This window comes from Providencia sp. PROV252 (assembly GCF_033676005.1).
In the GTDB taxonomy this organism is placed as follows: Bacteria; Pseudomonadota; Gammaproteobacteria; order Enterobacterales; family Enterobacteriaceae; genus Providencia; species Providencia vermicola.
This window is the reverse complement of sequence record NZ_CP096295.1, coordinates 138,179-162,951: the sequence shown is the minus strand read 5'-3', so window position 1 is coordinate 162,951 and position 24,773 is coordinate 138,179. Positions and strand designations below refer to the sequence as shown.

Annotated in this window: 25 protein-coding genes; 7 read left to right on the top strand and 18 right to left on the bottom strand. The window is 48.3% G+C overall.

Annotation, left to right across the window (positions count from 1 at the left end):
* Positions 1–142 precede the first annotated feature (142 nt).
* Both M1F05_RS22135 and M1F05_RS22130 read left to right on the top strand, forming a co-directional pair.
* Positions 143–892, top strand: a complete 750-nt coding sequence (locus M1F05_RS22135) for an AcaB family transcriptional regulator (RefSeq protein WP_052219379.1) — start codon at positions 143–145, stop codon at positions 890–892.
* Between the two features lie 143 nt (positions 893–1,035).
* Positions 1,036–1,566 carry a tetratricopeptide repeat protein gene (locus M1F05_RS22130; protein ID WP_042847238.1) on the top strand — a complete coding sequence of 177 codons (531 nt, stop codon included), beginning with the start codon at positions 1,036–1,038 and terminating at the stop codon, positions 1,564–1,566.
* A 50-nt stretch (positions 1,567–1,616) separates the two neighbouring features.
* On the opposite strand, the gene M1F05_RS22125 is transcribed toward M1F05_RS22130, so the two are convergent.
* The 17 genes from M1F05_RS22125 to mobH all read right to left on the bottom strand — a co-directional run bounded on the left by M1F05_RS22125 (position 1,617) and on the right by mobH (position 19,418).
* Positions 1,617–2,702 (bottom strand): TraU family protein, encoded by a 1,086-nt coding sequence (locus tag M1F05_RS22125; protein WP_226617178.1) that lies wholly within the window; start codon positions 2,700–2,702, stop codon positions 1,617–1,619.
* Positions 2,699–3,958, bottom strand: coding sequence for a TrbC family F-type conjugative pilus assembly protein (locus tag M1F05_RS22120; RefSeq protein ID WP_173424828.1), 1,260 nt, complete (start codon positions 3,956–3,958; stop codon positions 2,699–2,701). The genes M1F05_RS22125 and M1F05_RS22120 overlap by 4 nt, the downstream gene beginning before the upstream one ends.
* Positions 3,952–4,404, bottom strand: coding sequence for a signal peptidase I (gene lepB, locus M1F05_RS22115; RefSeq protein ID WP_226617185.1), 453 nt, complete (start codon positions 4,402–4,404; stop codon positions 3,952–3,954). Before lepB ends, M1F05_RS22120 begins: the two co-directional genes overlap by 7 nt.
* 89 nt (positions 4,405–4,493) lie before the next feature.
* A complete protein-coding gene (locus tag M1F05_RS22110) occupies positions 4,494–4,769 on the bottom strand; it encodes a hypothetical protein (protein WP_042847240.1) in 276 nt (91 codons plus the stop codon).
* Positions 4,766–7,255, bottom strand: coding sequence for a type IV secretion system protein TraC (gene traC / locus M1F05_RS22105; protein ID WP_042847241.1), 2,490 nt, complete (start codon positions 7,253–7,255; stop codon positions 4,766–4,768). The genes M1F05_RS22110 and traC overlap by 4 nt, the downstream gene beginning before the upstream one ends.
* A gap of 23 nt (positions 7,256–7,278) precedes the next feature.
* Entirely contained in the window at positions 7,279–8,022 is a 744-nt protein-coding gene (locus tag M1F05_RS22100; RefSeq protein WP_042847243.1) for a DsbC family protein, read from the bottom strand.
* Positions 8,023–8,429: 407 nt separating this feature from the next.
* Positions 8,430–8,963 (bottom strand): type IV conjugative transfer system lipoprotein TraV, encoded by a 534-nt coding sequence (traV, locus tag M1F05_RS22095; protein ID WP_042847246.1) that lies wholly within the window; start codon positions 8,961–8,963, stop codon positions 8,430–8,432.
* Between the two features lie 2 nt (positions 8,964–8,965).
* A complete protein-coding gene (locus M1F05_RS22090) occupies positions 8,966–10,354 on the bottom strand; it encodes a TrbI/VirB10 family protein (RefSeq protein ID WP_052219380.1) in 1,389 nt (462 codons plus the stop codon).
* Positions 10,355–10,361: 7 nt separating this feature from the next.
* Positions 10,362–11,456, bottom strand: a complete 1,095-nt coding sequence (locus tag M1F05_RS22085; RefSeq protein ID WP_237072360.1) for a type-F conjugative transfer system secretin TraK — start codon at positions 11,454–11,456, stop codon at positions 10,362–10,364.
* A gap of 168 nt (positions 11,457–11,624) precedes the next feature.
* On the bottom strand, positions 11,625–12,215 hold the full coding sequence (locus M1F05_RS22080) for a TraE/TraK family type IV conjugative transfer system protein (RefSeq protein ID WP_052219381.1): 591 nt from the start codon (positions 12,213–12,215) through the stop codon (positions 11,625–11,627).
* Positions 12,212–12,499 carry a type IV conjugative transfer system protein TraL gene (traL, locus tag M1F05_RS22075; RefSeq protein WP_237072359.1) on the bottom strand — a complete coding sequence of 96 codons (288 nt, stop codon included), beginning with the start codon at positions 12,497–12,499 and terminating at the stop codon, positions 12,212–12,214. The genes M1F05_RS22080 and traL overlap by 4 nt, the downstream gene beginning before the upstream one ends.
* 69 nt (positions 12,500–12,568) lie before the next feature.
* Positions 12,569–13,396: a DsbA family protein gene (locus M1F05_RS22070; protein ID WP_042847254.1), complete on the bottom strand. Its 828-nt coding sequence runs from the start codon at positions 13,394–13,396 to the stop codon at positions 12,569–12,571.
* Complete coding sequence (locus tag M1F05_RS22065; protein WP_042847256.1) at positions 13,396–13,686, bottom strand: hypothetical protein; 291 nt, start codon at positions 13,684–13,686, stop codon at positions 13,396–13,398. Before M1F05_RS22065 ends, M1F05_RS22070 begins: the two co-directional genes overlap by 1 nt.
* 88 nt (positions 13,687–13,774) lie before the next feature.
* A complete protein-coding gene (locus M1F05_RS22060) occupies positions 13,775–14,425 on the bottom strand; it encodes a DUF4400 domain-containing protein (protein ID WP_042847258.1) in 651 nt (216 codons plus the stop codon).
* Positions 14,418–14,795, bottom strand: coding sequence for a hypothetical protein (locus M1F05_RS22055; RefSeq protein WP_052219382.1), 378 nt, complete (start codon positions 14,793–14,795; stop codon positions 14,418–14,420). The genes M1F05_RS22060 and M1F05_RS22055 overlap by 8 nt, the downstream gene beginning before the upstream one ends.
* Positions 14,792–16,765 carry a conjugative transfer system coupling protein TraD gene (traD, locus tag M1F05_RS22050; protein ID WP_042847261.1) on the bottom strand — a complete coding sequence of 658 codons (1,974 nt, stop codon included), beginning with the start codon at positions 16,763–16,765 and terminating at the stop codon, positions 14,792–14,794. Before traD ends, M1F05_RS22055 begins: the two co-directional genes overlap by 4 nt.
* The gene (gene mobH, locus M1F05_RS22045) at positions 16,758–19,418 is read right to left on the bottom strand and encodes a MobH family relaxase (RefSeq protein ID WP_191901256.1); all 2,661 of its coding nucleotides are present in this window, start codon (positions 19,416–19,418) and stop codon (positions 16,758–16,760) included. Before mobH ends, traD begins: the two co-directional genes overlap by 8 nt.
* Positions 19,419–19,565: 147 nt before the next feature.
* Between mobH and M1F05_RS22040 the strand changes: the two genes are divergently transcribed.
* The 3 genes from M1F05_RS22040 to M1F05_RS22030 all read left to right on the top strand — a co-directional run bounded on the left by M1F05_RS22040 (position 19,566) and on the right by M1F05_RS22030 (position 22,267).
* On the top strand, positions 19,566–20,141 hold the full coding sequence (locus tag M1F05_RS22040) for a hypothetical protein (RefSeq protein ID WP_042847265.1): 576 nt from the start codon (positions 19,566–19,568) through the stop codon (positions 20,139–20,141).
* A 35-nt stretch (positions 20,142–20,176) separates the two neighbouring features.
* Entirely contained in the window at positions 20,177–21,103 is a 927-nt protein-coding gene (locus M1F05_RS22035; protein ID WP_052219383.1) for a thioredoxin domain-containing protein, read from the top strand.
* Between the two features lie 156 nt (positions 21,104–21,259).
* A complete protein-coding gene (locus tag M1F05_RS22030) occupies positions 21,260–22,267 on the top strand; it encodes a hypothetical protein (RefSeq protein ID WP_052219384.1) in 1,008 nt (335 codons plus the stop codon).
* Between the two features lie 35 nt (positions 22,268–22,302).
* On the opposite strand, the gene M1F05_RS22025 is transcribed toward M1F05_RS22030, so the two are convergent.
* Positions 22,303–23,778, bottom strand: coding sequence for a 3'-5' exonuclease (locus tag M1F05_RS22025; RefSeq protein ID WP_250690686.1), 1,476 nt, complete (start codon positions 23,776–23,778; stop codon positions 22,303–22,305).
* Between the two features lie 208 nt (positions 23,779–23,986).
* Here M1F05_RS22025 and M1F05_RS22020 point away from each other — a divergent pair, with 208 nt between their 5' ends.
* Together M1F05_RS22020 and M1F05_RS22015 are read left to right on the top strand one after the other, a co-directional pair.
* The gene (locus tag M1F05_RS22020) at positions 23,987–24,367 is read left to right on the top strand and encodes a hypothetical protein (protein ID WP_042847269.1); all 381 of its coding nucleotides are present in this window, start codon (positions 23,987–23,989) and stop codon (positions 24,365–24,367) included.
* A complete protein-coding gene (locus tag M1F05_RS22015) occupies positions 24,364–24,654 on the top strand; it encodes a DUF1294 domain-containing protein (RefSeq protein WP_226617172.1) in 291 nt (96 codons plus the stop codon). Before M1F05_RS22020 ends, M1F05_RS22015 begins: the two co-directional genes overlap by 4 nt.
* The last annotated feature ends 119 nt before the right edge of the window (positions 24,655–24,773 follow it).

Here is a 24,773-nt window from a genome sequence, read left to right as displayed (position 1 = left end):
CTGTTACAAAAGCCTACTTCAGATAACCAGTCAAATCAAGAACTGTTTTTCTTCCGCGAAATGCTGGCCTTTTCCCATGACTTGACCGTTTTCGTATGACTAAATAGTCAGGCTTAAATGCGACTAAATGTGAGGATAAATCATGGCAACTACAGAGAAGGCTAAAGTGACTGATAACGCAAAGCAGGGTCAAATCAAACGTAACAACCGTGGCAACCGTACACGTTCGCCGGAGCCTACGCAAAACAAAGGGCAGGCACCTACACGCGAACGCCGCGAATACTCTAACCCGGAGATCACCGTACCGTTCCAGCTGCAAACGCAAGAAGGTATTCGCATGCAGCAACGCCACTACAATTTGATGTCAAAGGCGCTGTTTAATCTGACCATTAACAGCACCGGACTGGAACGCCTCGGTGTAAAAGGGGCGATTGACCGCACCAAAAAAGCCGTGAGTGAAATCCTGGCGGGACCAGAAAAAGAAATTAGCTTCGGCATTTCAACGCTGACTAAAGTTCTTGAAGAGGCCGAGGCTTCTGGAACGAGTCGTATTGAAGAGGTTTCGTATACGGCCCCGCGCGACTACAGCATTCGAGTACGTACTCCTGATGCCATGCGTGTAGTGCGTTTGTTCCGTAGCTTCGATGAGCTGATAACGCTGCTTGATCGCTTGTGGTTGAACAACCTGTTTAATCAGGATGAAGTGGATGACTATAAAACCCGCTTGCGCGACAGTATTCGCAACATGGTTAACACCCTTGACCGGCACGCATCGGCCACTGTCGAAGAACTGAACGACAATAATGGCAAGAATGCAGATGTTGCGAGCCCAGCGAACAAAGAGCAAAGCGAAGCTGAAGCCACGCAAACCGAAAGCCATACCGAAGCGTAATTACCCTCTCATCAAGCCCCCTCACCAAGGCAGGCCACCCACCTGCCTTTTCTGTATGCGCTTGCTTGCAATTAGTGAAATATTTGTTAACGTTCTTCGCATCCTCTGTTTGATTTAATTAATAAAATAACAAATAGGTTTCTATGAAGAAGACAGCCATTGCTCTGCTAACTTTTTCCTTGTGCCTTCCTGCCCTAGGTGCAAATACACAGCAACAAAATACAAATCCCCCCCACACGCAAATCACGAACGATCTTGAAAATCTGTATCAAGAAGGTTGGCGGTATTCGAACGAGGGTAAGTTCGACCTCGCAGAACAATCATTTCTTAAAGCTGCCAAACAAAACCATCTTAAATCCCAGGAATCCCTTGCGTTACATTATTACTTCGGAAAAAACGGTAAGGTTAACTATCGGTTAGCAGGATATTGGTTTCACCAGGCCGCAGGTCAAGGCTCTGCCAGGGCGGAATTTACATTAGGAACAATGTATATAGATGGTGCTGGATTTCCCAAAGATGTTGATTTCGGTATTTTTCTGATTAATAAAGCAAAGGTTAAAGGGTATAAGCCAGCTGAAGAATACATAATCGCTTTTGAAAAATTGAAAGATTCATGCAGACAAAGTTCTTCAAAAGAATGTGATATTACGGTAACTCCACAAATAGGGTGGTAATAAAAAACCCTTGTAGATATACAAGGGTCTGATTCAATCAAAACTGCGAGTTAAATAGTTCGGCAGCAATCCATCCATTGATAGATCATGTATGTTGAATCTTGGCCTTTTCCTGTGGGGTAGCGATACATTCCACCTTGCCACTGATATGGGGATTCACCGACTTCATGGCCTTCTTTGGTTTCAGGTGTCGGACTGAACATATTCAGTTTGTATTGCTGCTTAGGTAAGGTCGGGTAGATCTTTGACCGGCAGACTGTATCATTCCCCATAGTCCGGTAAGCCAAACCACGACGGTGTTCAACAGCAAGCTCGCGAATACCGGCCAAGCTGGTTGTTCGAGTCGTGTCCATACTGCGCACCGATCCCGTCAATGGGTATTGCCCTCCCCAAGAGCCCGCACACCACCAAAGCGAGTCCATTGGTTGTTTCCCCGCGAATTGAGCCGCTGCCTCTAATGCACAAGCTTGCTGTGCCACGACGTTTGCAACCGCAGCCGATTCCGGGTTCTGGAAGAAAGCCAAAGCTGTGTTGTTCCAGGTTGGGTCAATCTCAGAGAAACTAACCACATCAAAGTCACTGTACGGGTCAGCAGTACATTGCCCCGGCAAATACAGGTCAAGCATACGCAACAGAGGAAGAGCGTACATGTGGGCGTTATAGAAGCTGATTGAAAACTTATTACGTCGCTCTTCATCACCGCCGTCGGTTTGGATGCCGTACTGAAGGTTATTGCCGAGGTTAAGGTTAACCCCTCCCAGCGAAGACATGCAGCCTGGCGTGCGTGTCAGTTCGATGATTTTGCGGGGCTCCCACATAGCTGTCAGCACGCCTGGGTGATACACCCCAAGACCGTCTTGGCAAGCACACGCCATACCACTAGCGGCATTGTCTGGCACTTTACCGGAGGGGCCCATTGTAATTCCTGCAACCTTGATTGGGAAAATACACCCCCAGCATACGTCGGTAAAAAGCTTGAAGGAAAGAAGTTGATTATCACGGCATACCTCATTCACCGCAGGCGCAGTCTCGGCTGTTTTATCAGCCATTGCATTGCCTGCAAAGCATAAGGAAACAGCCGTGGCAGCGATTAGGTGCAAACTGAATGATTTTAATTTTTTGTGTAAGGATTTCATTTTGCCACCTTATTAGCATAGTTGGCTTCAGGGTACTCATTGATGATGAATACTTTTCTGTCAGCAGTGACGATACTGGGTACCGCTTCAATACCAAAGCGCTCAGACATACCTGGCTGGATCATGTAGAGTCGGGCTTTCTCACCGTAATGCTGCGCTGCATCTTTGAACGTATCCCAGCCATCACCGTATACGTTCGTTGTGATCAGAATGGGATTGATGCCTGGCTCCGTGTTTTCGTACTCATGGCGCGCAAAGTCACGCTGCCACGGCACGCTGGCATCAAACACTATCAGCTTCTGGCCGAACGGAATCACATCTAACGGATTCACCTTTCCTTTTTTAGCGACGACAACCCCTTCAGGCGTGACAATATCTTGGGGAATGATTACCGTAGGATCGATGGTGTGGGTTGCGCGCTTCTTAACTGTCGGGAACACTTCAAATTCCTGGCGCTGGCGAGGCCAATAGTTGTTCAAAGCGTCTTTTTTCATTTGCTCAAAGTCGAGATTTTTAACCCCTTCTTCAATCATGTCCAGCAGGCTGCGCTCCACGACTTCTTTCGTAGGGCCTGCGGTACCCAGCTTACCGGTTTTACCCTTCAGGAAGTCGATATTCGAGATGCCAGATACGCTGGCTACAAACTCACCATCTTTCTCATGGATGATGGTTGGAACTGCGGTAACGGCATTATCTTTGAAGATGACCGGATCCAGATTAACTGTCACTTCTGCACCGGAGTCGAGCACCAGCTGTTGCCAGCGAGTGAGTTCGTCCATTAATTTTGCTTTATCAGTAACGCCACGAATAACCAACGAGACATCCCTGCGGCCATCGTAGTCGGTCATCATGTCTTTAATTTCCTTATCAGACAGTGATGCAGAAACTAGCACATAGTAAAAATCACCGGCCATTTTGTTTTGTTTACCGTCCGCAACGTCAGCATCTGCAATTGCGCCAGTGACAGTGTCACTTATCATTTCATTGTCAGTACGCGTTTCTGGCATTTTTCGAAGCATTTCGCGGTTATTTTCACGCGCTGACTTTGCATTAGCTTCTTCATTTTTTTGTTGCTCTCTTGCTACACGGATGAGGCTATCAATATCGGCCTTCTCATTATCCGTTACCTCAGCAGGGCGAGAGGGTAAATCCGTCAAAGGCAGTGATGCCGCACTGACAGAATAGGCCATGCTACTAAACACGGCCAATGCGATGAGAGCTTTGCGAAACTTCGTGACTTTTAGTTGGATTACCATATCGGGTAGGCCCTTCCTATGATTTGTGTTTCCGGCACCGATCCCCAGTAGCGAGAGTCGAAGCTGAGTTTTGTTCGGCCCATAAGCCAGATCCGACCCTCAGGGATAACTCCATTGCGAGTAAGTTCTTGAGGGGTGTGACCTGATTCTGTGGCAAGCGCTAGGCCTTCACCGACCATCGAACCATTTACTGTGGTCTCTTCATCATTCACAGAGATGGCATCCCCACCGACCCCGTCCACCATTTTGATGCCTTTCCCTGACTCACCCATGTATTTCGAACTGAAAGCAAAGGTAGTGCCTTTAACGGGGGTAGTGTCGTGCTTATCTACCAGATAAATACGGTAAGGGGGTAAGCACTGGTTATTTTGAGGGTCAATACCAATTTCGAAACGATGCAACACGTAATAACTTGATGGCGCAGAGATCGCCCCCACCAGCAACATCAGCAAAGCATGTTTTTTCCACGGTCGCTTTTGCTTATAAATCTTCTTCCAAAGTGAGTTCGCTGCGGCCATGACCACGATACCCCCGGTTAGTTGCCTGACGAAGAAACTGTTTGCGGGATCTGCATATAGGCAGGATATTTGTATAGAGCGGACTCATTGAGGACCATGTAGCCAGCTTTCGCCATTGCCTCGGCGCGCGCATGAACCAGTTTGATTTGAGGGTCGCTGAGAACCTTTCCATTTGCCCCGGTATAACTAACCACAGCAATGTAGTCAGTTGGTGCAGCGGGAGGGACGAACCGCCCATAAAGGGCGGCTCCCAGAAACCCGCAGAGTAATGAAACAGCTGCGGTCTTAATCATGCGGCTATACCTCGTTGTCGTTCTTCAAGAATTGAATTGATGGCATCCTGGGTGGACATGCCCTGTGCTTTACGTTTTCTGATAGCTGCCACGTCATCCGGCGCTGTCGAGTACAGCAGCATGGAGAACGGATCCACAATCAACCGGCTAATCCCCTGACCGGATTTGGAGATAACGTAAATTTCGGAGTAAACCCCTCGGCTTGAACGCACCGTTTTCAAGAAACGGTACCCTGCATCATCCAGTGCTAAGCGCTGGTGGTGCTGAGCTTCGTTGATCGCAGATTCACTCTGACCCAGTAACAGCATAAACGCAGAGTTGTCGGCGATAGATTTTCCGACGCTATCTTTGTAAATATCGTTAATGGATTGCGTGATCGTAATGGCAGCGCCGTTGTATTTACGGAAGCGGCGGTAACCTTTTTCAATGAACGCGCCGATGTTTCCTTTGAGTAAAGCCCAGGCTTCATCGATAACCACGATTTTCATCTGGCCGCGATCGCCCATAAACATGTCTTGCTGGATTTGGTAAATCAGCTGTAACAGCACAACCTGCTTCAGGTGCTCAGAGCTTTCCAGGCGCGACAGTTCCAGAACCGTAAACGGGTTACGGAAGTCAATGTTGTTTTTGCCTACGAAGAACTTGCCGTACTGACCCCGGCTGGTGAATGGGTACAATTGGTGCCCCAAACGTTTAATGTCGTTCTCTTCATCCGCCAGAAGTGATTCCGCAACCATATCAACGGTAGTCTCTTTACCGTGCTTGCGAACGAGATTGGCAACGTGTTCTTTCATACGAGCTTCTTCGAAGTCGTTCAGACCAGCCTTAGGCGCAGCCATCACAGATAGGAGACCGATAATCAGGTCTTCTTCACCGCCGTCTTCGTTATCCGGGTTTTCACCGAAGTAGTCTTCAATCAGTTCAAAGAAGTTGAGACATGGCTTCTTATCCGGATGGAAGTCCAGGTAGTCCCCGTTGTAGGTCTCACAAATGTTTTTGTACGAGTCCCCTACGTCGATACACCACACCTTCGCTCCCAGACTGCGATAAGCGGTAATAATGTAGTTGGTTAAGAACGACTTACCAGAACCGGACTCTGCCGCAATACAGGCGTTGTAGTTTGTATCAGAGTCGAACAGGTCGAGCATCTGCACCTGCCCCGATCGGGAAGTCAGCATTAACGCCGGGTTACTGGTACCTTGCCAGTCAGCGTAAAGTGGTGAGATAACCAAAGCTTCACTCAGTGCCAGCGTGCGGTAACGGCCCATTGATTTCTCAGCACCAGCCTCGTTGAACATAGGCAGGGACGAGAGGAAAATAGGCGCAACAAAGTAGCTATCCGGGATCATTTTGAATTGATAGGTGTTGAGGTAGCTGGCCGCTTCCTGGCTAGCACGGAATACACCGTCTTTGGAGTTTGAGAAGATAGTCACTGTGAATTTGGCTTTACAAATTGGCTCGCCGTTGTCCAGCTTGTCACTCAGCAGGTCGTAACCTTCTCGGATAGTTTTCAACGATGGGATCCATTTCACCATTGGCCCATCGGTTTGCTGCACGATCCAGTTACGCTTTTGCGTGAACTTGGTCTTCGCGTTTTGCTGGTCGAAGAAGATCATGCTCATGGAGATAATGCAGGACGATTTAATACCAGTAGCGCCGCTCATCATATCGCCGAGGAAATATTGAGCTTGCCCAGGGAAAAACCGCTTAGGTAGTTTTTTGGCGCTTAATGTGCGCACAAATGTTGTGCCTGTGTGACGCTCACCTCGCTGGTCTTCGTCTTCTGGATTGCCGAAGGCACAGTATTTATTGCGAATGAAGAACTCTCGGTCAGGGTCAACCAGTTGCTCAGAGATCATCAAATCGTCTTGCACTTGTAGCGGATTACGGTCACGCCACGAAGCAGTTTCCCCCTGATTTAAAATGGAAGAAAGCACATCGATGTAACGGTCGCGCGTCAGTGTAGCAGGGCACAAGCCCATGATCCCCAGCGTGGTGTCAAACGTGTTGCGGAATTCAGAAATCAGGTTGAATTCTTCTTCTCGCATGTCGTATTCGTTTTTCACCGGCACCTTCACCGTGATCAGCAACAAACAGTTGCGGACACGGGTACCCGTACCCTTCATAGGATAGTCGGTGCTGTGAAGCAGAAACTTAGAACGGTTGTAGATTGCATCGCGCAATACTTCGTCATCACAGTCCATGCGCAGAACGTCCATCTGGTTAATTTTGCCAACGATATTCGGGCTGGCAATCAGGTCGAACTGCACAATGGTTTTCGCCGGGAAATTTGAGGACAGCAATGTTTGTAATTGCTGCATCTCTTTACCGCTGGTACCGGATAAGGGACGGCAAAGGAAGCCGAAACCGATATATTTATTGTCACATAGGAAAATGTGGTTTTTCTCATCGTATGCCCGAACCGGGCACACATCTGAGAAGCGTTTGATAGACTTCAAACGCTGTATGATGATTGATTCGCTCATTCTAACCCCACAGAAAGAAGAACTTATTGACCAGCCAGGAAGGCTTTCAGACCTTGTTTTGGTGCGCCGATGCTGAAAGCACCGTCGTCTCGAATGATGAATGGCACCATACTGACGCCTAACACCTGAGCGGTGATTGTGCGGCGTGCCAATGCCTGCATATCACAGTCTTTAACCTGGTCAAATTTGGTTTTTTCATGCGCGATAATAGCGCGGTCGGCACGGTAGCGATCTGAAGCACAGTACAGCTCTTTGTTACGGATTTGGCTTGGCTCGCCGAGGGCACCCAGGGACAGAACGTTAACGGTGTATTCGTGCGGGTCTAGGTCAGCCAGCTGATTAAGGGCTGCGGCACAATGCACGCAGTTCGGGTCAGTGAATAGAATGACTTTTTTAGGTCCGTCGCCCCAAACGGCAGGTTGAAGATCAGCGATGTTCAGTTTCAGCTCTTTGATCGGAATGATGCTGGCATACTTGGTGATCTCATCAAGTGTGGTCAGGTCTTTCTTGGCCCAAGTGTCGTACATGGTGCCTTTGAACAGGTACCGGCCATTTGACGACAGCAGGTTGACTTTGCCGTCAACTTCCAGCGCGATAATGCCGTTGGTTGGCACAACGAAGCGCTTGACGTCTTTGCTTTCCTTCGGCGCGTTCATGAAGGCTTTGTTGTTAAACACAGTATCAGCGTTCACATCTGCACCGGCAAAAGCGGAAGCGGCGAAGCTGGCGGACAGAATCAGGGATAATACTTTCTTGCGTAGCGTCATTGGAGTGCTCCTGTGAATGAGGCTACATTTTCAATGGTGAAAAGGCGGATTAACAGCGAAAAGGCCAGCAAAACGAGGTCAAAAAACAGCGTTCTCTTTAAGGGGGATTTTTGCAGGATTAGAAAAAGGTAAGGCCGTTCGAGGGGGAACGGCCTTGCGCATGAATCCATTTACCAATATGTCTGAGTGGGGTTTATCCAATGCGAGGGGTAAGTCACACATCGAATGTCAGCATTGGCAAAATGCGGTATGGTTACCATGCGTCTGTAATTTTAATCACAATCCTTATAAATAGCAATGAGACCCTAAATGAAAGAAAGCCGCACTAGGCGGCTTTTATAACACAACTGACTGTATTTGAGGGGGAATATCAAATCATTCAGTTTGCATTAATTTCAATTGGAGCATTATTTGCTCGGTGTTTGAGGGGCTTGTGCCGCCACTGGAGGCGTGCTCATTGGTCGAATAACAGCACTCCGGGTCGATGCATGTGACGCGCCAACTTCCCAGCGGCGAGGTTCAATTTCGGTGTACACATAGCCAGGGACGTTCAGATCACCGTCTGCGGATTCATAAGGGTCAACCAACACACGCATTACCTGTGCCTGAGTACGGATTGGCTGAGGGTTTGCGGTAGCAGCAGGGACAGGTACATAACGACCACCAGTTGCCACACCACCAGCCCCGGCGGTACCTGCAACACTGTTTCGCTTCAGATCTACTGGTTTACCAGACAGCTGTTGTTCCGACACCGCATCAATGCGATCTTGGTAGTCATCACCATCGGTCAGCTGGTGGATGTCGCGGATGTTCATACAAGTGACAGCATTGGGCATACCTTTACAGCCGTATTCTGAATTCCCATCCACCAGCGAACAACCAGACAATGCGGCCAGACCAGTTACTGCGACACAGATTGCTAAAAGACGTTTTTTCCACATAATTAGTGAGTCCCGTTAGAATTGAAAGTGGTAGGCGTTGCTTTGCCATTAGGCTTGACGCGGGTAAATTTCAGCGTTACACCTTTTTGAACGATAAAATCGACACTGCGACCCGGATCGATTTCGATAACAGGGAACAGATCACCGGCCATGTTCATGTAGAAATCGGCCAAGCGTTCTAATGCTCCACCAACACCAGCGATAGCAGCACCTTGAAGGGCTTCGCTGCTCATCACTTGCTCATAAGGCGTGTTGTTTTTCTTACCGCTGTTGTTATCGCGGGTAACGTTGATAGTCGGAATGTTCTGGACGCTAAACAACGATGACGCAGCCTGTAAAAAGCCTGCGGTCAAGGCTTTCGCCAGGTATTGACCTTGCTTGGTAACCAGACGACCACGTACACCAGCCTTACCATCTTCCCCCACTGCATACGCATCGAGTGGAGATTCAAATACAGCACCATCATCACGAATGCAGGTGATCACCTCAGAGCGGAAGTAGCCGCGTTCGGACGACAGCTCGCCAAATCCAGCGGCCAACATGCCACACTCACGCACGTCCGCACGGAAGCGGTTCGGCAGGATGGCGTCTTTCTTGATGCGGATAAGCGCTGGGTAGGGGTCTTTGCGAGCGTTCTGTGACGTCGGTGCATCCATACCTGAAATGAAGACACCACTCAGGATTGAGGTCGCTGGGAGGTAGGTTTGGAATGCTGGATCATCATCAGGATCAGCGGCAGCGACCTCTTTTATGTCCTCATGCACAGAGATAATATCCGGCGTTGCTTGTGGTGCCGCCTTACCGTCTTTACCTTTGGCGTCTTTATCCGCAGCAAAATCAGCGGGGTTCGGCTGCTGGGTGTTTTCGTACACTCGTTGGAGCGTGCCGTCGTTATTCAGGTTTTCGTGAACACTGTCCGACGTTAACTTCTCTACACCTTGCTTAGCATTATTATCGCCGCTGTAGACGTCTTTTGACCGAACTGATTTGGAGTAAGGCAATACGGTAGAGCCTTCAGCAACACGTTTTTTCAGCTTTTCTTGTTCAATACGGTCGGTGCGTTGTTGTTGCTCAATGGCGATCAGGCGCTTGTTGATTTCGTCAACGTTAATGGATTTTTTCAAATCCGTGATGTTTGAGTTTTGCTTTTCAATCGCTTCCCCTAAAGCGCGCAGGCGAGCAGCGATCGCGTTCTGGCTAACCCCCTGGGTGTCAGTGTCAGTCAATACACTGGAAATAACTTGCTCTGATGGCCCGCGCGCCGCAGGTGTGCGCGATTCAGGCATCAGCAGGAGGATAGCTGGGATCAGTACAACAAACGTACCCCCCAACACAAAAAGACGTTTTTTCTTGGCGTCCAGCGTGTCCCAGCGTTCTTTCAATTTACTCATCTTTTTATTACTCCGCTAATTTAGGACGTACAGAATCATCAACCTGTGCCTGCTGTGACTGATTGCGAATGACAAAGTAGGCTTCAGTCTTTTGGCCCGGCTGGAGCGTGTTCCGGCTCCAGAGTGCGCGCGCGGCGAGGTTAGGGTGAGTGCAAAGTGACTCGTCTACCGTGATGGTAGAAGCGCCGGTATTCTGCGCAACGCCCACGATGACACTGAACTGACTGCCCTGAATATATTGGCCGCCAGCAAAGCTGTATTTGATATTGTCCTGCGCTGTACCTGTGCTGAAGTTACAGTTTGGAATGCTATGACCAGAGCCTAAATTGCCCATTGCATAGCCAGGAGGAATATCGCCCAACGCAACAGCCCGAAGAATGTTTCGGATCGTTTCGACGTAGTTGTCTTTCTGCTCCCATTTACGAGCTTTGGCTTCGTTACCGCCGTACATCACCCCTGCTGACTGCGCATGCCCCGCTCCGGCCGGAGCATTACCGACTTTACGCGAAAGCATTAACGAAGCTTGTACTGGTGCAATCTTTTGCGGAACCAGAGACAAAGACAGCGCGACACTTTCGTCACCTTTTTCGCTGATATACAGTGCGACCGGATTGGTTGAGGTCGTTGAAACATAGATCACATTGCCTTGTACGCTGACTTTTACGTCAGTCAGTTGCAAGCGCTGCACTGTTGGTCTCTCGAACGGCGTCACGATACGGTTAAGCTGGCCGAGAGAAATCGGGATCAGGGTATTTACGCCGGGCTCTACAATCAGATCCTGGCGAGAAGGGATGACATCATCAGTTAATCGGACAGGCTGAACAATGGCGTTAGGGACCGGTTGGACGTTAATGCCGTCTACGGCAGGATTATCACTGGAACTGGCATTGGTTGATGCGCCCGCAGTTGCTGTGTGATTACCTTTTTTCGATGCAACGACAACAGGCTCTTCAGATGCATAGTCCCCAGAACGCTGGAGTACGACGCCGTTATCGACTGACAGTGTATTGCTATTAACGTCAAGGCCATTCGCAATGGATGGCCCGGCGGTGATTGACGCAATCATCAGCGCCAATATTTTAACGTGTTTACTATTCAACATTTGTTCCCCCGAACAGTGACAGACGCAATACACAGGAAGTTACCGCGACGGTTTTGTTAATGCTGCTCACTTTGTTTACCTAGCTTTTACGTCATCGTAAAAGCGCTCAATGTGGTTATAACCCGCACGAGGCGGGTGACGAAATTTACGGGACAGTGTTCCCTGGATTTATTTGTCGCCTTTTTTGTCGCTCGGCAATTCGGCTTTACCTTGCTTGATGTTGATAAAGGTCAGCACAGGTCGGTAACCTTTCACATCAATTGTCATTTGGAACGTAACGGGCTTCACGATAGGGTTACCGGCGATCCCTTCAAGACCTTGACTGCCTTCTACGAAGTAGGTGCCAGGGGCTTTGGGGTCGTGGTATACGCGAGTCGGTGTAAAGCTCAGACTGATACGATCACGCTTAATCTGGTCAATCTGGTCATCAATGCGCTTCATGACTTGCGTGTAAATACCCGCATCCAGGAATGGGCCGATAGATTTCTTCAGCATGTCCACTGACTCAGGTGTTGCGTTACCCATAGAGTTAGCCAAATAGATAGCCCATGCCTGCATGTAAGGCTGTCCGGCCGTCTTTTCATCTAACCAAGTGGTTTCGGTCAGGTTGGGTGGAACAATGGTCACGATCTGTGAACGGTTCATTAATGTGCTGGAGAGAATGCCGATGCAGATAATCGAAACAACCAACACCAGTTTCAGCGTGGTGTTTTCGCCTTTCATGTTCAGCAAACCCTTTTTAAAATCTTTGCTCTTCATACAATAAATTCCCGGTCGAATGCGTTAGGTACAATGGTGCTTTTCCCGACAGAAACACCGAACTTCCAGTAACACAGATGCAGAAAGTATTTTTCTGACGCCTTTTGCAGAAAGCTGCCATAGAACCGAGTGATCACGATGCCGATGAGTGACATCGTAAAGATACGGCCCGTAAAGACCCCGATACCCAGGAAAACGAAAAATGGCATCGCTTCATCAACGCTCCAGAAGAAGAACTTCGGCGGATCATCGACAGAATGCGAGATGTGGACTGGCTCACTCATTCTTACCCCCAATTATGAATCGAAATACCCGAACCCCTTCGGGTGCTTTAACACAATGCCCGGACTCTTTTACTTCTCACCCCCTTGGGCCAATTGCGCCATCATTTGCATCAGGCCTGTCCCGTTGACCGAGCCTTGCACCATTGCCGATTTATCGCCGTACACCACGATGTTTGCAGGCGTTTGTTGAATATTGAGTCGCGCGGCCTCTTTCACATCTTCCGCAATTTTTGCGCTTGGGCGAGCGGCGTTAACGCACTCAATAATGCGCTGCCCATCCAGCCCATTGTTTTCAGCCAATTTGTCCAATGGCGTTGCCATACCGTGACCGTCGGAGCGGGTATCCGCAAAAATAGCCCGTGCCATCTTATAAAATGCCGGATTTCCACCTTGCTCTGCGGCACATTCAGAGGCGAGAGATTCGGTGCGTGATGCCTGGCCGTGTACCGGAACGTGCTTGAACACCATCGCGATATTGCCGGACGAGGAATCCACCAGATCCATCATTTGCGGGAAATGGGTTTTGCAGTACGGGCATTCAAAATCGGAATACTCAATGACGTAAAACTGTGCGTCAGGATTGCCGTAAATACGCTCACTATCTGTAGACGGCGCGTAAGACTCAGACGGTTTTTTACCGGTACTGAAGCCAATCGAATTTGCCCCTTTAGACTGTTCGTTGACTTTTAGCCCAGAGGCCGCAATATAACGGTCGAACGCTGCTTCCAAATCCCCCCGATTACTGATGACATTGCGCTGCATATCAGCGACAACGGCCAAGTCGTTAAGCAGGCGCGTTTGTTTATCCAACGTGTAGGCGACGAACCCCGAAGTGGCGATCATGACAGCCAATGGAATGCCATAAATGACGCTTTTCAAACCTGTACGCTTAGCCATTAATAACCTCGGGATTGCTGTAATTGTTCAGGGACGTAAACCATGTCAGGTTTCTTTATTGCCCCGCGTTTTTTCATTTCTTCCTGCTGGGCTTGTAGCCGTGGCAACAATACTTCAGCCATTTCACGGTCCATCTTGTCCCGGTCGGTTAAGTAGCTGGACTTGTGGAGGACCGTATTCAACTCGTGGATCTGCTCAGACTTATCAGTAAGCAGAACACCCGCGCCCAGACAGACTGAAAAGGCAATACACAAGAGTCCGGACAGATAGACGTGCTTCAGTTCATTCATAGTTCACCTCGGGGGATAATTTACCATTCCGGTTTTGGCGCTGATAATGAAAAGCACCGCAAAACGCGGTGCTTTTCGGGGGAGGAATTTAGATGCGTTTTGGAAGGTTACTGATGAGCAACGAACTGCCTATTGGGATCATCACAATCATGATGAGGGCACCAATCATCGGCGGTACTGGCAGAGGGACAAACAGTGACAGCAAAATACTGTAAATCCCCCAACCAATCAGCACCATGCTGCGGCGGTTAAGAAACGGTGACGAATAGGCAAACGTGTATCGCTTAGCGTTCCAGCGCATGATCCCAGCAAAGAGAGAGGGAAGTGTGACCACAAGCATGTACGGAAGCCAGTATATATTCAGGGTCAATCGATACACGATCATATAAAACCAGTAATTCAGGTTTTCGGCCATGTTTCGGAAGATGGAAGCGAAAAGGAAAAGTGGACCACCTTGATTTGCCATATCGGATGAATCGAGCTCATAGAAGTCACGCAAGAAGCCATCCACTCCAGTATTTACAAAGAATGAACGGTAGTTTTTGTTGACGTCCGAGATCACTGGTGTGAAATCCGTATCGCCGATCAATCGCTGGCCCCAGGCAACTTCTTTTTTCACGTTCTCGTAAAAATACGAGGCCGGGAAAAACATGGAAATGACGAACAGTATTGCCGTACTGAAGATGATAATCATCTTTATCGTCTGGGGCCATTTCTCTTCGGTTAATTGGTCAAGCATGTAAGATCCTTAATGCGAGTTTATCCGCCACCGCATTAATGAGCTCGCTATTCAGCCTGCGGGGTAACTGACTTGTAGTTGCCAGCTCGTTGAACCCTATTTTTCCGCCAAGGTGCTCGGTGACGAAATTAGCCAACGTAATGAAATAAACCGCCAGGCGTTCCCAGTCATTTAGAGGGCAATCAACCTGTTGGTTATATGCCATCACCGAGGACTGCACCGCATCGGCCACCAGCCCCTTAGTCAGGGTGCTAGGCAGTAAGGAGATGAGTGATTGCGTAATAGGCTCAACACACGGCCACACCAGCGTTAAGCTGTCATACGCGTTGCAATCTTCTTTACGTAAAAAATAGGTTTTCATTTTGATCATGACTTTTTACCCCCAACACGAATACGCGACTTCTCACCCCGAACTTTCTTCTCGTACAGTTTGAGGAACTTCAGGGCTTTCTTACTGGCCTGGTTGAAGGCCTTATCTCCCTTCGGTGACATAATGATGGGCACTTTACCTTTGACGATTTTGTTCGCCTGGTTAATTGCCATAAATTCAAGGTTTGGTAACCAGCCCAGCAACGGAGAAGGGAACAACTCGCCTTCTTCTTCCATAATGCGTTCACTGACCGAACCAGAGATCATTTCAGGGTCAGCACCAGCACTGGAGCCATGCCCGCGCATGACATACTTGAACTTGGTCATTGGTACACGCTTCATGACGGCCTCTTGCGCATCAGGATCGGGGGTACGCAACGCAGTAAAGTGGTTGGTGTTGGTGACGATTTGTTTCATCTTGGCTTCAGACCCCAGGCGCGCCTCAAAGTCGCTGGTGGACTGAGATGAAATAAATAGGCGGAAGCCCGCGCCACGGGTTTTGTTCAACATCTTGATCACTTGATCGTTAATGACCTCAGCAGCTTCGTCGATAAGAACCATCACTGGGGCCAGGTCATCCCCGCGTGGTTTCATAAAGTTGTACACGTCCGCTGACACACTGGTGATGTCTGACAAGAAGATAGAGCCCACCGCCGAACCAGTTTCTGCATCCGCTAAGGAGTCTAGCCCCATGTACAGCATGCCTCCGGTTGTGATGATGTCGCGCACGTTGGAGATAGGGCGGAAGTCATTCAACTGGGATTCATCGTCACTGTCCGGGGATAGTAATTCAGCCATGAAACCCTGAGTCAGCTGGCTGAGGATAGGCATCACGTTGAGGATCATCTTCTGGAAGTGCTCACGCTGGTGGCCGAGCATATCCAGCCCTGCTTCAATGCTTGGGAAGCTGCGGTTTGCTTTGATGTCGTTGCGGTAAATTTCGGCGCAAATATCAGCGATTTCCTTTGGCCCCTTCGCTTTGTTTGCATAACGATCCATGCGCATGGCGAAAATACGGTCAAAGTCATCTTCACCGAGCACCTGACGGCCAATTTTGGTCACTGATTTGATGATGAGATCAGCCAGAGATGATACATCCGACCCCAACTGGGTTTTCACGTTCTTGAGCGTGGGTTTCAATTCGCAGATTTTCATCAGTTCTACGACTGTGGTTAAGGACATGATACCGAACGATACGAACGGGTCACTGGTGCCATCGGCACGCTGGATAACGGATGTAATACGGTTAGCTACTTCACCTGCACGAGTGTAGTTGGTGATCGGAGAAATGCGCGCGGATTTCTCCGGGTGCGCCAGCGACATGTAGTTGAATTTATCTTCGCGGTTCACCAAACGCAGACACATTTCCATCCAGTCAGCCAACTCTTCATCGTTTTTCGGGTCGATGAGAATGAGCGGTTGTTTCTTCAGTGCTGCCTGAAGGATGAGCAACTTATAGTATGTTGTTTTACCTGAACCGGTTGTACCGGTCACCAGGGTATGCAATGACAGCAGATCTTCAGCGACTCGTATCCATTGTTGCTTTTCACCAAGCGCATGGATCCAACCCAAACCCATGAAGTTTTCTGGCACCTTGCTAACGAACTTTTTGATGTCGCGCTTGATGAGTTCGGAGGCTAACTGACCTTCAGGTTGACCCCATTCAAAACCATACCCCAGCAGGTAGCTGTCGGGGAATTTCATCATGACATCAATAACGGATTCCAACTCCATTTTCAGAACGTTAGGCTTTCGCTTTAACCGGCTCTTATGCTTGTAAATATCCCATGCGGAAGGTACGGAACGAGCCGCATAGGCCGCTTGTACCGCAACAGCCAAATAACAAGGAACCGCAGGCATATTGAATGCGGCATTGACCGCCAGTGAGGCAGCAATCCCCACACCCCAGCCTGCAATTTCCAGCGCCTCAAAGTTGGGACGCCAGCGCATGTTATAACTCCACTCACTCATTATCATTCACCATGAAATTTTGAATATTGCTGTTAACGAGGATGTAATCGACACCAGTACGGGTCACGTAGTCGAAATTATCGATCAGTACCTGTTGGAACTGATTTGCGTTGATGTTCAGATCTTGTGCAATACGGCGTTTTTGCAGCGAGGACAAGGCGATCACTGGGTCGCCATTGAACGCAGTTTTATTTGCCCCTTTGGTGGCAATGGCGCGATAGACTTCGGTCATATCCACACTGATGTCGGTCAGGTCAAACGGACTTAGGCTGGCACGATAACGGTGACCTGAAAGCTGGTCGATGTCAGTATTGAGCTCTTTACGCAAGTAGAAACACATTTGCGAACGATGGGTGTAATACTCGCAAGGAGCCTCCATAAACGGATACCAGATCCAATCTGCATCCCGCATCGGTTCGAAGAGTGAGTCCTCAACCCCGTTCTCCAGGATGATGCAGCAGTGGCCGCTTTCATGGAAAAGGGCAGACTGATTCGCGGCCACGTAGGACGCGAGTTTGTCCTTGGCAAGATCTGAGGCATTGCGGAACAATGGGCTTTGGTCTTGGTGCAGTGCAGTCAGTTGTTCGGTACCAAATGCCACCTCGTTATTCTTGTTGTAGCCAAAATCATTTTCCGGGGTCACTGGCGTAAAATTCCCATTGTCCACTTCGTCCTGTACGCGTTGGATTTTTGCTCTTGCATCAGACATAGGGTCGATAGCCGGTTTTTTCTCAACCAGATTCTGTTCGTCATTTTGATACCCATCAGCGACAGCGTGGTTTTTGAGAGTCTCCCACAAAGATAAGGTTTCACGGTCAAACTCTGGCTCCTGATAATGCTCTGGCTCCGACATGATTGGAGGGGGCATTTCGGCAGAGGTATCTTGCTTGCTCAAAACGTCTTTCAGGCTCCGTTGTTGTGGCCCAACTTTGGCTATTTTTGCTTCGGGCGAAGAGGTTTTAACAGGCTGACTTTGTTCAATTGGAGTCTGGAATGCTACCCCTGGTTTTTGATTAGCCAATTCCGCTTGTGCTTTGGCTTTCGCGTCCTGACGGGCATTCACTTTTTCGTAGTCAGCATCAGACAGAAGATTCAAGTGATGCAGTAGCTCGTGGGCGTTATCAGAGGTCACCGGATTCGAGGCTCCAAACATATTATCCAGCGGATTGTCATTCTCATCCGGCAGCAGAGTGCCACCTTTCAGGATTTCAGGATCGACGTCAGCCGGAATGCTGTTTTCACGCGGCTCTTTATTCCCCACGAAAGGACGACTTTCTTTCAGCACAGGGATGTTTTTCCCTTTACTGGTCTGGAATTCACGCCATTCGCTCTCAATTCGGATACGGGAGGAAATAGGCAGCGGCTCCATTGTGTCCACAAACAGAACGTCCGGAGAGATTAGACGCAGGCAACTCAGCGCTACTTTCGGCTCTTTACTGTTACGCGAATCGCGGTCATTCATGATGTGTGGGGCAATTCGCCAATATGCGGTATCTTCGTTTTTATTTACGTTCGGAATGCACAATTTGTAGCTCATCATCAGATCAGCCAGACTGTTGGCCGACTGCGGGATCACTGCACCGGACTTCTTCACGGTGTTGGTGATGTCTTTGACCGCAGTACCCCAAACGATAAACACGCCATAGGTGGTGACCCAAATCGGGTTGCCGGGTTTGTTGGGTTGCCACACTCCTTTCTTAAGTAGGTGGCGCATGGCATCTACGATGCGTTGGACCGCAGGCACACCCGATTGCGTTGCACGTACCGCATCACCGCCGTAGCGTTGCAGGTCGTGGCGGACAGAAATAACGTCAGATTCCTTCACAATTTTAAGGATCTTGTTTTTCATTTCAGGGGCGTTTTCTTCAGTGGCATCCAGGCGAACGGTACTCACGGCCATTGCCCGAGTCAGCTCGTTATAGATGTCGTTGCCTTCGCTCAGCAGGAACTCATGCAGGATTTGCGGCATGATCATCATCATCATGGCGGTGGTGCTGGAGTGGTGCTGCTGGTGGCGCGAGCTCTTCCAAACGAGGAAGTAACGTTCAATTTTATTGGCTTTTGCCCATTCATGGATCGGGGTGCGCCCCGGAGGCCAGTGATAGGTGCCGGATTTGTCCCAGACTTCGTAATCGGTAAACGGCTTGCCAATGTCATGCAGAAGGCCCGCTGTCGCAATCGCAAGACGCCAGGCCAACATGCGGCTGGATTTCACCACGGGCATTTCCATCGAATCGAATTCAATGTTTTTGGCTTTACGGATGCTCTGGAAACATACTTCAAGAGAATGGCGCATCAGTCCACTCTGCGCTCGGTGGTGGTGGTGTTCCGATGCAGGGAACAGCTGCACGAAGTTCGCAAAGCTATCAAGCATCGGCATCATCAGCTGCTCAAATTCGCTATCTCGGATATTCAGTTCGCGTTTAATGGCCTGGATCATATCGGTCTGCTTTTCACGCAGAATGTAGCTTCCCGGTATCAGTGCTGGAAAACCAATTTCGGCAGGCGGGTAGCGCAAAATGTCACCCCGTACAACCATTGAATCCACACCGTCGCGCATAGAGTCGATTTCTTCGAGGGTCTCCAGGGGGATGTTAATCTCGCTCTGTTCCTCATTTTTTTTGCCAAACAGCGTTTTGATGATCTTCAGCATTTAAAGCTCTCCGTTGTAGTGCAAGTACGATAACCCATGACTGGGGGTGTGCAGGAACGAAAAGGCCATCGTTTTGTCGGCTAAAACGGTAACTGGCAATTTTAAAAAAAAGGATAATGTCTGTGCTTTCTAACCGGAGAAGAAGTGATGAAAACCCGTAAACGTTTCGCATTGCCATTGTTGGCAACCTTAGTCATAGCCACCTTGACCGGGTGTGCAGCGGATGAACCAAAGGCCCCTGAACGCACCTATGTTGATGAAACGCAGGTGACGGTGGTCAAGGCGACTTACCCTGAAGGCTATGAGTTTTCAGAGTCTTACTACAGCACTGAACGTGGCGGTGCTGCACTGCGCCACCCAGGCTATGAGCATACGCTTGTGAGCCCATATGCCGTTCATGACCAAACGGGTAAGCGGTATGTTGCACACGATCTGGACACCCAGATTTTACTGACCAGTGTATCCAGCAGTGCCTATGCTAACGGCCCGCGCGGGACATTTACTCAGTCACCCAGGTTCTGCGATGAAAATTCGTTCATGCTGCCGAACAATAAGCAAACTGCCAAACGTGGCGAGTACCTGCAAATTAAAGAGCGTTATTGCTCTACACCAGGTTACCGTCTGAGCCAGCATGAAATTGACGTGCTGACCCGTGGCGAACCGGAAGAACTGCGTCAGTATCGACTCAAGATGTATGTCGATAACCAGTTCACCAAATTTTAAGTGACTAATTAATTCTTAAGTGGGGTAAGAAAATAATGTCCAAGCAAGTCAATAAAATTCAAGTCGTTGGGCCAATTGCAATTGGCGTGATGATTGCTGTGTCAATGGGCGCAAGTCTTTACACTGCCGTGCAAACGAGCGCCATCAAGACCAAACTTAACGCGCTTCAATCGCAGGTGGTTGAAGTCGAAAACTTTAGCAAAAGCATATCCGCAAGTGTTGAGGGGCACTTTGCGCAGTTGGCTAAATCCGGTGGTGGTGGCGTTGGTGCTAACGGTGATGTTAAGTCGGCGGTACAAGCTGCGTTAGCCGGTTTGGAGGAAGATAAGCTGGCAGAGAAACGCGCTGAACTATACAAAGGCTGGGAACAGGTCAGTGTCAACAAAGACGGGCGCTACATCTACGGTAATCCGGACGCACGATTCACGCTGGTGAATTATGAAGACCTGGAATGTCCGTTCTGTAAGCAGTTCCATAAGACGCCGAAATATCTGGTCGATACGGCCAATAATGGCGCGGTGAACTGGGAATGGCGTCACTTCAACCTGGCTTTTCATGAGCCAATGGCAACCAAAGCGGCAATGACAGCAGAGTGCGTGGCAGAGCAAAAAGGACCGAAAGGCTTCTGGGGTGCGACCAACTACTGGTTTGAGCACACGCAGGGCAATGGCAAAGGCTTTGAAGACAGCGCAGGCATCCCTGCATTGTTTGAGCTGGATAAAGCAGCGTTTGACACCTGTATGCAGGATCCGAAAATCATCCAGCGCATCAAGCGTGATATGGATGCCGGTACCAAAGACGGCGTAAACGGGACGCCAACTACCATCGTGATCGACAACAAAACCGGTGAACGTGAAAGCATTGTCGGCGCGAGACCATTCGCAGGCTTCGTTGACGTCATTGAGCGAATGGTGAAAGGTGGTTTAGAGAAAGCTCCCGCACCGGCACAGGCCAAAAAATAAATGTTGATGCCCGGTTTCGCCGGGCATTTTTTAATGTTCATTGAGTATCCCAGAAAAGCCATTGATTTATTCTAAAGGTTATTAAAATCTTCCGTCTCAAATCGTCTTAAATGTTGATATAATTAGTCATTAAAACATTAATTATAAGTGGAATGAATGGAAGGCGAAAAGGAAAAAGTCAAGATTTTCTATTCTTGGCAATCAAGCTATGACGAACGCAAAAATAGGTTCTATATTCGTGATGCTTTAACAAAAGCAGTGACGCATCTGAATGAAAAACAATCAACATTCATATATGAATGGGATCAAGCCACGGATTACTCATCAGGAAGTCCTGACATTTTAGCAACTATATTGGCTAAAATATCGGCATCACAAATCGTGATTAGCGATGTGACAGTGATACCTCAAAATGGGACACCTAAAAATGAATTTCCAAATCCTAACGTTATGTTTGAACTGGGTTTTGCAGTTGCAAAAATAGGTTGGGGGCGAATAATTACTTTGTTGAATAGTAGCGAAGGGCATGGCCCCAAAGACCTACCATTTGACATCAATAAGCAGAGGGTTTCACTATATAATTCGAATAGAGATGACGGAAAGAAAAACCTAGAAAAGTTACTTATATTCGCCATTGAATTGATCACCTCTAATAACCCTGCATACCCTAATGAATCTGACCCAGCCATAACAGAAAAAATCAAGCGCCAGAGTGATATTAATACCCTGACCGGTTTAATGAATTATCTCGATACAAATATACTTGATTATTATTTTGAGGCATTGCCTAACATAATGTATTTTGATGGCTCAACCTGCTGGGAATCATTTAGAGCGATATTCAAGTCAAGTGCATTTTATTTGTATGACACTACAACTTTCAAAATACTGAACAATATTTATGAAAACTGGAGTCAATTAGTTGAAGCTGGTCAGTTTTTTTATGATCATCACCAGAATGGACTTGATTATATATTTCCAGGGAGAAAAAGGTACGAAAGCAGCGATGCTCAGATGGCTTGGGATGTTATTGGCTCGCTTTCAATGTCATTGCAAATGGAATTGGCTTCTTTAATAGAGAATTTAAAAAATAAATTCCCAGAGATAGATATTAATAAAACCAATAGTGAAGGCAGAAAAGATATCATCCGATCAAGACCTTAGTCTTATTGAATAAAGGCCCATTACGGGCCTTTTCTTTACACGATAATGATGGATTCGTTTCGTTCTCGCCTATGGTTATATTGTTCCAGCAGCTCCATCATTGAGCCATTAATGTTGATGCGGCTCTGTGTGCGGGTAATCGCGACATAAAGCAGGTTCATCTCATCAATAATGCTTTGTTTCGATTTCTTCATCATCAAAGCTTCAATAATGCTTGGGTAATCATCATTGAGGATAACGTTATCCCATTCCATGCCCTTGGATGTGTGAGCCGTGGTGATAATAAGATCAGCATCTTTGTGGGTACGAGCCTCATTCAGGCGCATCGTATCGACCATGCCGGGGATATCAACGTAGTTTTCCATCAACCTGATAGCCCGCATCATGTTCGTGTCTTTGGTCGTTTCGGCAATCTCCTGGAAGTTGGCCCAGTTACCGTAATCTGTCAGCACCCGAGGGTTTTTAATAGCTTCATAGTTACTTGTTTTCATGGCGTGAAGATCAAGCAACTCCCCCAGATTGTACTTACCGATACCACCATTCCACATGACACGCTTCCCCATCAGGATAGCCTCATAGGCAGAAGAAATGACTCCCATGTACGTTCGTGAGATAACAGCATGGAAGCCATGTTCGGCGATTTCATGAGGCTGACAAACTTCATCCAGCTTACCCAACCCTACAAGTGGGTGGGTTTCGCCAATCATGGATAAGACCACATTGGCAAGAGCTGCAACCATTGGGCCAAAGCGGAAAGACTTTGTCAGCCTGAGGACTGACGCGCCTTTTTCTTCAACAACGTCCAGCGCATTCTCTGCACCACGCCAGCGGTTAATCATTTGATGCTTATCGCCGACAAATAACTTCGTACACTTGTTATTGAGCACAATATCGAGTGTCACGGGGTTGGCGTCCTGAGCTTCATCGAACAGGATAATGTCATAGACCGAATCCAATGCAGGGTTAGACATCTGATAAAGCTTCAGTAACGTGTTATTCGTGCAAGGCACGTCAGATTCCTGATCGATTTGTTGCTTCCAGATCCGACGCGCTGCGCGCAATGCCGAATCCACGCGTGAAGGTGGGATTTTGTCAATGTTGCCGAGATCTTTTAATACGTGGGTCGTGTTAATTTCATAGTCAGCTGAGTTCATAAAGTGTGAAAGGCCATTGATAGCCAGTTTGACCACGCGCCAATCCTCTTCCTCCATCAGATCGCGGTACTCTTTAACCTGAATATTCAACTTTGTTTTATGGCGATAATGCTTAAAGCGTGCAGCGGCCAGCGCATGAGAGGTTTTGCACTCCACGTTTTTAGGGAATTTTTTCTCCGCCTCTTCACGGATAGACTTATTGAAGACCAAGTAAAGCATCTTCTTGTCTTTATGCGTGTCGGCATAGACCTTTAGTGTGAATGTTTTGCCCGAGCCTGCATAGGCCTGCACGCAAACCATCGATCCGGGCTCAGCCTTGTAGTCGATAATCCTCTGTTGCTCGTCAGTTGCTGCCATGAGCCTTCCTGTCGGTTGAAATGGACATAAATGGTACGATTTATACAACCGAGTTGGCACAAAAAAGGAGAGCGGATCGGGGACAAAAAAGGCTGACTAGTGGATTCATTCGGTGTCTCATAGAGACGATAAATTTGGGGAGGTATTATCGTAAAACTCGGTAGTGGTTACCGGTTTAGAAATCCCCACAACAACAGGCCATAAGTGCATGAAGAATCCCGATGAAGAACCCTTAAATAGCGAGCCCATTAGCCCAGATAGCCTTGTTAAAACGTTACGCACGCTGTATATGAAGAGCACGCGCGCCCTTCGTGAGTCTGACCGGCAGGCACAAAAGAAAAAGCAACTGCAAAAGGCCGTGCAGGATGCCACAATGCAGTTAAACGAACTAACCATTCAAAGTCTGGATGAGCAGCGCAGTGAGGCGTTTCTGGTGCAGCAGGATATAGCAACAAAAGCACTAAGAAAGGCCAATCGTAAACTGGCGAAGTTCTTTGATACAGCTGAGGAAGTGGAAGATCGCACTACGCTTGCGATGACAAACCTTCGGGATTATCTCTCCACGAATATTGATGAGAGGAATAAATGATGTTTTACGCATACTCGGTGCTGTGGATGATTGCCTGGAGCCTCATTTCGATTTACGTGTATCGTAAGGACAAGCAACAGGCTATCGAGAGAGGCCCGCGAGTAGAGGAATTAACGCTTGATGCGCTGGCCTTTCTCGGTGGTTGGCCGGGTTGCATCATCGCCCAGCAGATGTTCAAGCATAAAACACGTAGTGCATATCAGCGCCGATTTCGTGCTTTAGTAGGGGCCTGGGTGCTTGGCTATGCTTCTTTGTGGTATTTTTTGTGGGTTGGTCAAATTATCTAATCACCAGCATTTCAGACCAAAAAGGGAGGTTGCATTTTTAATGCGCCTCCCTTTTTGTTTACTTCAAAAAAGTAAATTGCAAAAATACAATCCTAGGCTGCAATTTTGCATGGGGAGGA

What these genes read in the sequence shown, in the direction of transcription:
- M1F05_RS22135 (WP_052219379.1), top strand. Translation starts at nt 143, where the DNA reads ATGGCAACTACAGAGAAGGCTAAAGTGACTGATAACGCAAAGCAGGGT.
- M1F05_RS22130 (WP_042847238.1), top strand. Translation starts at nt 1,036, where the DNA reads ATGAAGAAGACAGCCATTGCTCTGCTAACTTTTTCCTTGTGCCTTCCT.
- M1F05_RS22125 (WP_226617178.1), bottom strand. Translation starts at nt 2,702, where the DNA reads ATGAAATCCTTACACAAAAAATTAAAATCATTCAGTTTGCACCTAATC.
- M1F05_RS22120 (WP_173424828.1), bottom strand. Translation starts at nt 3,958, where the DNA reads ATGGTAATCCAACTAAAAGTCACGAAGTTTCGCAAAGCTCTCATCGCA.
- lepB (WP_226617185.1), bottom strand. Translation starts at nt 4,404, where the DNA reads ATGTTGCTGGTGGGGGCGATCTCTGCGCCATCAAGTTATTACGTGTTG.
- M1F05_RS22110 (WP_042847240.1), bottom strand. Translation starts at nt 4,769, where the DNA reads ATGATTAAGACCGCAGCTGTTTCATTACTCTGCGGGTTTCTGGGAGCC.
- traC (WP_042847241.1), bottom strand. Translation starts at nt 7,255, where the DNA reads ATGAGCGAATCAATCATCATACAGCGTTTGAAGTCTATCAAACGCTTC.
- M1F05_RS22100 (WP_042847243.1), bottom strand. Translation starts at nt 8,022, where the DNA reads ATGACGCTACGCAAGAAAGTATTATCCCTGATTCTGTCCGCCAGCTTC.
- traV (WP_042847246.1), bottom strand. Translation starts at nt 8,963, where the DNA reads ATGTGGAAAAAACGTCTTTTAGCAATCTGTGTCGCAGTAACTGGTCTG.
- M1F05_RS22090 (WP_052219380.1), bottom strand. Translation starts at nt 10,354, where the DNA reads ATGAGTAAATTGAAAGAACGCTGGGACACGCTGGACGCCAAGAAAAAA.
- M1F05_RS22085 (WP_237072360.1), bottom strand. Translation starts at nt 11,456, where the DNA reads ATGTTGAATAGTAAACACGTTAAAATATTGGCGCTGATGATTGCGTCA.
- M1F05_RS22080 (WP_052219381.1), bottom strand. Translation starts at nt 12,215, where the DNA reads ATGAAGAGCAAAGATTTTAAAAAGGGTTTGCTGAACATGAAAGGCGAA.
- traL (WP_237072359.1), bottom strand. Translation starts at nt 12,499, where the DNA reads ATGAGTGAGCCAGTCCACATCTCGCATTCTGTCGATGATCCGCCGAAG.
- M1F05_RS22070 (WP_042847254.1), bottom strand. Translation starts at nt 13,396, where the DNA reads ATGGCTAAGCGTACAGGTTTGAAAAGCGTCATTTATGGCATTCCATTG.
- M1F05_RS22065 (WP_042847256.1), bottom strand. Translation starts at nt 13,686, where the DNA reads ATGAATGAACTGAAGCACGTCTATCTGTCCGGACTCTTGTGTATTGCC.
- M1F05_RS22060 (WP_042847258.1), bottom strand. Translation starts at nt 14,425, where the DNA reads ATGCTTGACCAATTAACCGAAGAGAAATGGCCCCAGACGATAAAGATG.
- M1F05_RS22055 (WP_052219382.1), bottom strand. Translation starts at nt 14,795, where the DNA reads ATGATCAAAATGAAAACCTATTTTTTACGTAAAGAAGATTGCAACGCG.
- traD (WP_042847261.1), bottom strand. Translation starts at nt 16,765, where the DNA reads ATGAGTGAGTGGAGTTATAACATGCGCTGGCGTCCCAACTTTGAGGCG.
- mobH (WP_191901256.1), bottom strand. Translation starts at nt 19,418, where the DNA reads ATGCTGAAGATCATCAAAACGCTGTTTGGCAAAAAAAATGAGGAACAG.
- M1F05_RS22040 (WP_042847265.1), top strand. Translation starts at nt 19,566, where the DNA reads ATGAAAACCCGTAAACGTTTCGCATTGCCATTGTTGGCAACCTTAGTC.
- M1F05_RS22035 (WP_052219383.1), top strand. Translation starts at nt 20,177, where the DNA reads ATGTCCAAGCAAGTCAATAAAATTCAAGTCGTTGGGCCAATTGCAATT.
- M1F05_RS22030 (WP_052219384.1), top strand. Translation starts at nt 21,260, where the DNA reads ATGGAAGGCGAAAAGGAAAAAGTCAAGATTTTCTATTCTTGGCAATCA.
- M1F05_RS22025 (WP_250690686.1), bottom strand. Translation starts at nt 23,778, where the DNA reads ATGGCAGCAACTGACGAGCAACAGAGGATTATCGACTACAAGGCTGAG.
- M1F05_RS22020 (WP_042847269.1), top strand. Translation starts at nt 23,987, where the DNA reads ATGAAGAATCCCGATGAAGAACCCTTAAATAGCGAGCCCATTAGCCCA.
- M1F05_RS22015 (WP_226617172.1), top strand. Translation starts at nt 24,364, where the DNA reads ATGATGTTTTACGCATACTCGGTGCTGTGGATGATTGCCTGGAGCCTC.